6 protein-coding genes are annotated in these 7,975 nt (G+C 58.5%); 2 read left to right on the top strand and 4 right to left on the bottom strand.

The features are described from left to right. The coding region (locus ACIP66_RS27695; RefSeq protein ID WP_159814353.1) for an amino acid ABC transporter ATP-binding protein at nt 1–738 on the top strand (738 nt) is incomplete at its 5' end. A 4-nt stretch (nt 739–742) separates the two neighbouring features. On the opposite strand, the gene ACIP66_RS27700 is transcribed toward ACIP66_RS27695, so the two are convergent. The 4 genes from ACIP66_RS27700 to ACIP66_RS27715 form a co-directional block, all read right to left on the bottom strand. After that, on the bottom strand, nt 743–1,258 hold the full coding sequence (locus tag ACIP66_RS27700) for a hypothetical protein (RefSeq protein ID WP_400652366.1): 516 nt from the start codon (nt 1,256–1,258) through the stop codon (nt 743–745). After that, nucleotides 1,248–3,629 (bottom strand): fimbria/pilus outer membrane usher protein, encoded by a 2,382-nt coding sequence (locus ACIP66_RS27705; protein WP_400652369.1) that lies wholly within the window; start codon nt 3,627–3,629, stop codon nt 1,248–1,250. Before ACIP66_RS27705 ends, ACIP66_RS27700 begins: the two co-directional genes overlap by 11 nt. 3 nt (nt 3,630–3,632) lie before the next feature. After that, complete coding sequence (locus ACIP66_RS27710; RefSeq protein WP_400652372.1) at nt 3,633–4,352, bottom strand: fimbria/pilus chaperone family protein; 720 nt, start codon at nt 4,350–4,352, stop codon at nt 3,633–3,635. A 121-nt stretch (nt 4,353–4,473) separates the two neighbouring features. Next, nucleotides 4,474–5,142, bottom strand: a complete 669-nt coding sequence (locus ACIP66_RS27715; RefSeq protein WP_400652375.1) for a DUF1120 domain-containing protein — start codon at nt 5,140–5,142, stop codon at nt 4,474–4,476. A gap of 415 nt (nt 5,143–5,557) precedes the next feature. Here ACIP66_RS27715 and ppx point away from each other — a divergent pair, with 415 nt between their 5' ends. Next, nucleotides 5,558–7,060 carry an exopolyphosphatase gene (gene ppx, locus ACIP66_RS27720; protein ID WP_400652378.1) on the top strand — a complete coding sequence of 501 codons (1,503 nt, stop codon included), beginning with the start codon at nt 5,558–5,560 and terminating at the stop codon, nt 7,058–7,060. The last annotated feature ends 915 nt before the right edge of the window (nt 7,061–7,975 follow it).

The following is a 7,975-nucleotide window of genomic DNA, read 5'->3' on the forward strand; positions in this document are numbered from 1 at the left end:
ATGCCTCTGCTTAGAATTTCCGCCCTGCATAAATACTACGGCGATCACCACGTGCTCAAAGGCATCGACCTCAGCGTCGAGGAAGGCCAGGTGGTGGCGATCATCGGCCGCAGCGGCTCGGGCAAATCCACCCTGCTGCGCACGCTTAATGGTCTGGAATCGATCAACGACGGCGTGATCGAAGTCGACGGCGAATACCTCGACGCCGCCCGCGCTGATCTGCGCAGCCTGCGGCAGAAAGTCGGCATGGTCTTTCAGCAGTTCAACCTGTTCCCGCACCTGACCGTCGGTGAGAACGTCATGCTCGCGCCGCAAGTGGTGCAAAAAGTGCCAAAAGCTAAAGCGGCGGAACTGGCGCGCGAGATGCTCGAGCGGGTGGGCCTCGGGGAAAAATTCGATGCCTTTCCGGATCGGCTGTCCGGCGGCCAACAGCAGCGCGTGGCGATTGCCCGGGCATTGGCGATGTCGCCGAAGGTCTTGCTCTGTGATGAGATTACGTCGGCACTCGATCCGGAACTGGTCAACGAAGTGCTCAGCGTCGTGCGGCAATTGGCCAAGGAAGGCATGACGCTGATCATGGTCACTCACGAGATGCGCTTTGCCCGCGAAGTGGGCGACAAACTGGTGTTCATGCACCACGGCAAGGTGCATGAAGTGGGCGATCCGAAGCTGTTGTTTGCCAATCCGCAGACGGCGGAACTGGCCAACTTCATCGGCACGGTGGAGCACGCGGGCTGAGCATTCAGTCGTGCAGCAACTCGAATGTGCCGGCGGCTTCGAACAGGGTTTCGTCGTGTATCTGCAACTGGCGGGTGTCCAGCTGCGCCTGAACGTCGATCTGCGCGGTGAAGTGCCGGGCGCGCTGCGATTGAATGGTTTGCGCCGCATCGAATAGCTGTTCCGCGCGTGGCTGGGGGTCGGTATCGCGGGTTAGCATCGCCGCGCTGCCGTCTATTACCGCGTCGCTGATGCGCAGGCTGAATTGGCCCTGTTGGCCTAACCGGAAGACATTCGGGCCCGCGCTGGTGCCGTTGAAGCGCAGTTTGATTGGCGTTGGCGTCTGGCAGATCACCGTCAAGGTGAGTCGGTGAGTGTCCAGATTTACCCAATGTTGGCCGAGGGGTTGGTCGGGGAATGCGCCGCGATGTAATTGGCCGTAATCGACTTCGGACTGGCTCAAGCGTGATTCGCAGTCAGCGGCGAAAATCGGTGTCATCCACAGGTAGATGACTAGCGCGACGGCTGATTTAGCGCGCATGGCAAACGCCCTCCATGGCTTCATACAAGCGATCGCTGTGAGTGTCGGGCGGCGGTTCCAGTTGCAGCTCGCAGCGGCGGTTGTTGGCGAGCTGAACGTGCAACGTCTGCGCGCCCTGCACATCAATCAAAAACGCTTTGCCGCCCTCAACGACTGACCCGAGCAACTGCCCCTGCGCCGTCAATACCGACGCGCCTCGGCTGATGGGCAGTCCTTGCTCATCGACAATTTGCAACAGCACACGACGCACGCTGATCACTTCGAAATCCAGCGTATTGAATGAGCCGCGTCCGGCCTGCACTTCTTTGAAACCATTGATCAGATCGACCCGGCGCGGCAACGTCCGGGTCATCACTTGCACGCGGCTTTGGCTGTACGCCGACAGCCCGGGAATCACCGCGCGCCCGTCGCCGTCCGTCCACACCGGGCCTGACGGCGTCGTTAACTGCACCCCCGAAAGATTTCCCACGGAAGCGATGCCGAAGGTGTCTTGAATGGCATAAGGGGAAAACGTCACGCCGTCCTCGTGCACAGCGATGCCTCCCTTGAGCTGGCCCATGTAACTGTTGCTCGCCGCGTCGCGGTTCACGCCAAGCCCGACTTGGGCATAGCGCGGAAGCAGGCCGACGCTGGCGTTCAGCCGCGAACCGCGCGCCTCGCCGACGCCGTCGACGCCCAAGCGATAACTCACCGTGTCGTTGATTTGCTCGCTCAGCGCTGAGCCCAGCGTCGTTTGCGTATCGCGATGGTTGGCATAGGTGCGCAACTGGCGCGAGCCGCCGAGGGGAATGCCGATGCTCAGGTGCATTGCCGTCGCGTTCGATTCGGCTTCGATGTTGAACGACACGCTGGCGTGCTTGAATCCCTTGCCCCACGAACCGCTCAAGCGTTGCCGGTGCTCGCCGTTGTGCAAGGCGCTGCGGCTGATTGCAGCGCTGAACCCGCCCCACCGCGGATCCGCCCAACCTAGCGTCGCGCTGAATTGATTGGCGAAGCGCTGCTGTAATTGATCGGCGCTGTAGGCCTGGTTATCGAGTACGTCGCGGTACTGCTCGCTGCGCAGTGTGGCGCTGAGGCCGAAACTGGCCCGTTCGAAAAATGCGCTCGATATGGAAAGGCTCTGCTGCACTCCCTGCGAATCGGTGTCGGCCTGCCGGGCTAAAACTGCGCGCCAACGCAGGTCAGCGTGCTGAAACAGACGCGTATCGATGCCCCAGCCGCTCGCCTGATAATTTGGCGTTGTCATCAGGCCGCTGCTGAGCAGCGACGTTGGCCCCAAGCTCAAACTGCCGCTGAGCGTGGCGACGGTTTGATTGTCGATCTGTTCATCCGCTCGCGAACGCAGGGTTCCCACCGCCAGGTGATAGCCGGGTCGGGCCTGGGTGATTTGATGGAACGCCGAGACTGGTACCGCAAACTCCCTTGTCGCGCCGTCCTCACCAATGACCTTCACCTGTAGATCATCGCTGCCGTTGAGCAAAGCAAAACCGTTCAGGCTGAACGGCCCTGGTGGCACCCATGTGCTGTAGATCAGCGCGCCGGACTGGCGAACTTCGATGCGCGATGAGCTGTTGGCGATGCCATCGACGGCGGCGCTGGATTCGCTTGGCCGCACAGCGCTCTGGGCTGGAAAAAGCTGCGCGCCAGTGATGGGCACACCGGCAAACAGTGGACTGCTGGTGTTGATCTGGCCCAATTGCAACGTTGAATCCAGCCGTTGCAGATCGCGCTGGGCATAGCTGTAGAGGTGTTCGACGCCGCCAGTCTGCTGCCCGGAATTCCATTGCTGGCGACTGCGTACGATCCAGTCGGCCGTGTTGAAACCGGCCAGCGTTGAGGCCGAGATGTAGCGACTGCTGCCGGCCGAAGACGCGTTATCCAGTCCCAACAAGTCGTAGCTGAACATCCCGGCGGTGCCGCCACGGGTGAAATTTGTGGTCGTTTGCGCCACATCGGCCAGCGCATGGGTTGGCACCAACAGAAGCACTTCTTGTTGATTCGGCCGCAAAGTCACTTGTGTCTGTGGGTAATGCGCCTGGAAAGCGAGACAACCCTGGCTGTCGGTGATGCTTTTATCGAGGCTGCGTAATCCAGCCTTGTCCAACAGGCTTTGGGTGAAACAGAGCTCACCGGCGGTATCGAACTGCGCCTCGGCCCAGCCCTTCTGACGGCCATTGACGAACAGTGTCACCACGCGCCGGCCCTCGCTAAAACGCGGAGCTAGCCGAAAATACTCGGCCATGGCCGGATCGATGCCGCGACTGCCGAGTACATCGGTGTCGAACTCCACCGTCCGGGGTTGCGCAGCGAGTACGTGCTCACAGAGACCGAGCGCCGCCAGACACACCGCTCGGGCAACCCCGCTGGCCATGCTTCAAGGCCCTTGGACATTGAGGCGAGCGTCGTAGCTGTCGACGGTGAAGCCATAAACCGTTGCCGGGTAAAACGTGACTCCCGCAGCCGATTGCGGCTGTTTATCAAGCTTGCGCTGCAGGACTTCGCCCGGCAGCACGTAGGTTCGACCAATATCCGCGACGTGATTCTGCGGGGTCAGCACGACCTCTTGGGATAGCCGTACGACGTAGGGGCTTTCATTGCGCACTTGCAGGACGTCGCCCACTAGCGACCACTCAAGCAGCGTCCACGGCGTGGGATTTTTCGCCAGGCCCCGCGGATGAATGATCAGCGGCAGGTTTTGCCGAATCGTCACGCCGACGGACGCCGTGTCTGTTGGCTTTCTCGGGGGTACGCCTTCGAAAATGATGCGTTTGAGGCGCTGGGTTTTCAGCGGTTCGGAGAACTGCCCGATCACCCGCACCAATTGTTTGTCCGAGGCTTCTACCCGGGTGATTGGCGGGGTTACCAGCGCGAGAAACTCGGAATCTTCCGGGAGGTTCTCGATCGATGAGTACAACAAGGCTGGCGTCGCATCGGTATTTTTTATATTGATGGTGGTTTCACCGTCCTCTTCATTAAGAATGACCACGGTCGTTTCCGGCACCATACCGTCGGCGCGCGCCGATGTAATTGCAACAAACAACAACATAATGAAGGCAACGGACACTGTTCTTGTTGAAAACATTATTTCAGCCACACCGAACCCTCACGAGCAAATAAATTTCGCGACAACAAGCTTGCAATCAGTCAGTTAAAAAGTAACAACATGTGCGACATGTCACTCTGAGGGAGCAACATGCCAAACACATCAAAAGCAATCAGAGATAACTGAGTTCAAAAGTGGCCAACCCATCCAGAGGCACATCATTATTGATGGTTAGTTCTGACGCTTTGTTGATGACCGCCTGTACTTCCATCACTCCACTCAGGGTGATGAAAGAGACAGGGACGATCAATCCGACGGTGCGCGACCACGACCCCAGATTGTCGTTTTGCCCGACCGCACCGGTAGCTGTTTCGATCCAGCTGGTGCCTTTGTCCAGCGAGGTAATGACTTTGACTGGCGTACCGGCGGCGTAGAAACTGCCCGGCTTGAGGTTAACGGCGTAACCACCAATATTCTCACCATCCGCTGTGGCACCCAGACCGTAGTTGTAGTTATCGGTGTAGTCGGCGCCGATGGTGGCGGCGAGAATGCCTGCAACCTGACTGAATCCTTTGCCGTCCTGCGCCTTCAGCCCAACCTTGGTGTGCGACCGGCAGTTGATGTTGAAGACGAGCTCCTTCTTCTCTAGCACGGTGTAGGAAGTCTGGTTCAAATCTTCAGCCGCGATGTTGCCATAATCGACAACGCCGCCGCCCTCCAGAAACGGCACACAACTGGCCGGCACGATCGTGCCCTTGACCCGTAGATCAATAGCCGCCTGAGCATTGACAGAAACGCTGGCAATCACTGCAGCCGCCATTAAAGCACTTATTGTTTTCATAACTTTTCCACCTGACGCTTATTGACTTCAACACAGTTGAAGTCTTCATCCCTGTAAAAGAGTACGAGCAGGCAACCGCCAGCACTCATACCCGACTTACACAGTCTGAGGACATTGCCTACGAATAAGAAGAAGACACGGTGTCAAAGCCAGTAGGAAATTGCACTTACATGGCGAAGGAAGAGGTTATTACCACTTGCCGAAAAAGTTCTGCAGCGCCTAGGTAAAAAGCTTTATATGCCGTAGGAAAACATTCCGCTTATAAAGTCACTCTTTGTATCAACTAACCCAGCAATCACTATTCCCGGATCAGCATCCGATCAGCCATCTACAGCATCAACCTTGATCTCTGTGCGTTGGCGGCAGCCGTTGATCGTGGCACGATGTCGAGGTTATCGACCGAGACCCCCTGACCATGCCGCAATCCAAAGCCAAGAATTTGTCCCTGATCGCCGCAATCGACCTGGGCTCCAACAGCTTTCACATGGTCGTGGCCAAGGCCCAGAACGGCGAAATCCGCATCCTTGAGCGCCTCGGCGAGAAGGTGCAACTGGCCGCCGGCATCGACGATGAGCGCAAGCTCAACGAAGAATCGATGCAGCGAGGCCTCGATTGCCTCAAGCGGTTTGCCCAACTGATCAACGGTATGCCGCTCGGCGCCGTGCGTATCGTCGGCACCAACGCCTTGCGTGAAGCGCGCAACCGCCTCGAATTCATCCACCGCGCTGAAGAAATCCTCGGCCATCCGGTTGAAGTCATCTCCGGCCGTGAAGAAGCGCGTCTGATTTACCTCGGCGTGTCGCACACCCTCGCCGACACCCCGGGCAAACGTCTGGTCGCCGACATCGGCGGCGGCAGTACTGAGTTCATCATCGGCCAGCGCTTCGAACCATTGCTGCGCGAAAGCCTGCAAATGGGCTGCGTCAGCTTCACCCAACGCTACTTCAAGGACGGCAAGATCACCCCGGCCCGTTACGCCCAGGCATACACGGCGGCGCGACTGGAGATCATGAGCATTGAACACGCCCTGCATCGCCTGACCTGGGATGAAGCCATCGGCTCCTCCGGCACCATCCGCGCCATCGGCCTCGCGTTGAAGGCTGGCGGGCATGGCACCGGCGAAGTGAATGCCGAGGGGCTGGCGTGGCTCAAGCGTCGTCTGTTCAAACTGGGAGATGCCGACAAGATCGATTTTGAAGGCATCAAGCCGGATCGTCGGGCGATTTTCCCGGCGGGTCTGGCGATTCTCGAAGCAATCTTCGATGCGCTCGAACTGCAACGCATGGATCACTGCGAAGGCGCTCTGCGTGAAGGTGTGCTGTATGACCTGCTCGGTCGCCATCATCACGAAGACGTGCGCGAACGTACCCTGACCTCACTGATGGAGCGCTATCACGTTGATGTCGAACAAGCGGCACGGGTTGAACGCAAAGCCCTGCACGCGTTTGATCAGGTCGCGGTGGACTGGCAGCTGGACGACGGCATCTGGCGCGAATTGCTCGGCTGGGCGGCGAAAGTGCACGAAGTCGGGCTCGACATTGCGCACTACCACTACCACAAGCACGGCGCTTATTTGATTGAGCACTCGGATCTGGCCGGTTTCTCCCGCGAAGACCAACAGATGCTCGCCCTGCTGGTGCGCGGCCATCGCCGCAACATTCCTAAAGACAAATTCGCCGACTTCGGTGACGACGGCGCCAAGCTGATTCGCCTGTGCGTGCTGCTGCGTTTTGCGATTCTGTTCCACCACATCCGTGGCACACAGGCGATGCCGCAGGTGGTGTTGCATGCCAAAGGCGACACCCTGGACGTGGAATTCCCGGAGAACTGGCTGGATGAAAATCAGCTGACTCAGGCAGATTTTGGCCTCGAAGCCGATTGGCTGACGCGAGTGGGCATCGTCCTCACCGTCCACTGACACACCGCAAATCTCCACTGTAGGAGCTGCCGAAGGCTGCGATCTTTTGATCTTGTTTCTACAGGATCAAGATCAAAAGATCGCAGCCTTCGGCAGCTCCTACAGGTGTGTATCAAGTACAAAAAAGGCGATCCGCTGGGATCGCCTTTTTTATTGGGTTTGGTTTGAGATTGGGGTGGGACTGCCCCTCACCCCAGCCCTCTCCCGAGGGAGAGGGGGCCGATTTGTATGATTTTCAAACCTGAGTTCGACTCGGCTGTTCAGGTCGGCGTATAGCGTAAGACACCTCGATCAGTCCCCTCTCCCTCCGGGCGGTCCGACGTTTCGGGAGGGCTAGGGTGAGGGGCTTTTAGCTGCTAACCGGCAAAATCGGACTACCCAACCGCTCCAACAACGTCGCCTGCGCACTCCTCGGGTTCTGATTACCCGCCCGCGCAAGAGTGGGCATCGTCCTCACCGTCCACTGACACACCGCAAATCTCCACTGTAGGAGCTGCCGCAGGCTGCGATCTTTTGATCTGGTTTTTTGCGATCAACGTCAAAAGATCGCAGCCTTCGGCAGCTCCTACAGGTGTGTGGATGACAGGTATGAAAAAGGCGATCCGCGGGAATCGCCTTTTTTATTGGGTTTGGTTTGAGATGGGGGGTGGGACTGCCCCTCACCCCAGCCCTCTCCCGAGGGAGAGGGGGCCGGACGCTGTTGGCTTCAGGGCCTGAGTTCGACCCGATAATTCAGGTCGGCGTATAGCGTAAGCACACCTCGGTCAGTCCCCTCTCCCTCCGGGAGAGGGCTAGGGTGAGGGGCTCTTGCCTTTGGCCCTTGCAGTGGTCAACTAATTCCGGACACCTCGATAGGTGGTTTTGACGCCATCGCCCGCTCATAGACGGTCGGTGGCAGATATCCCAGTTTCGAGT

The sequence above is a fragment of the Pseudomonas sp. NPDC088429 genome, assembly GCF_044753305.1.
Taxonomy (GTDB): domain Bacteria; phylum Pseudomonadota; class Gammaproteobacteria; order Pseudomonadales; family Pseudomonadaceae; genus Aquipseudomonas; species Aquipseudomonas rustica.

Excerpts from the sequence above, each read along its gene's own strand:
- ppx (WP_400652378.1), top strand. The coding sequence starts at position 5,558 with ATGCCGCAATCCAAAGCCAAGAATTTGTCCCTGATCGCCGCAATCGAC.
- ACIP66_RS27715 (WP_400652375.1), bottom strand. The coding sequence starts at position 5,142 with ATGAAAACAATAAGTGCTTTAATGGCGGCTGCAGTGATTGCCAGCGTT.
- ACIP66_RS27705 (WP_400652369.1), bottom strand. The coding sequence starts at position 3,629 with ATGGCCAGCGGGGTTGCCCGAGCGGTGTGTCTGGCGGCGCTCGGTCTC.
- ACIP66_RS27700 (WP_400652366.1), bottom strand. The coding sequence starts at position 1,258 with ATGCGCGCTAAATCAGCCGTCGCGCTAGTCATCTACCTGTGGATGACA.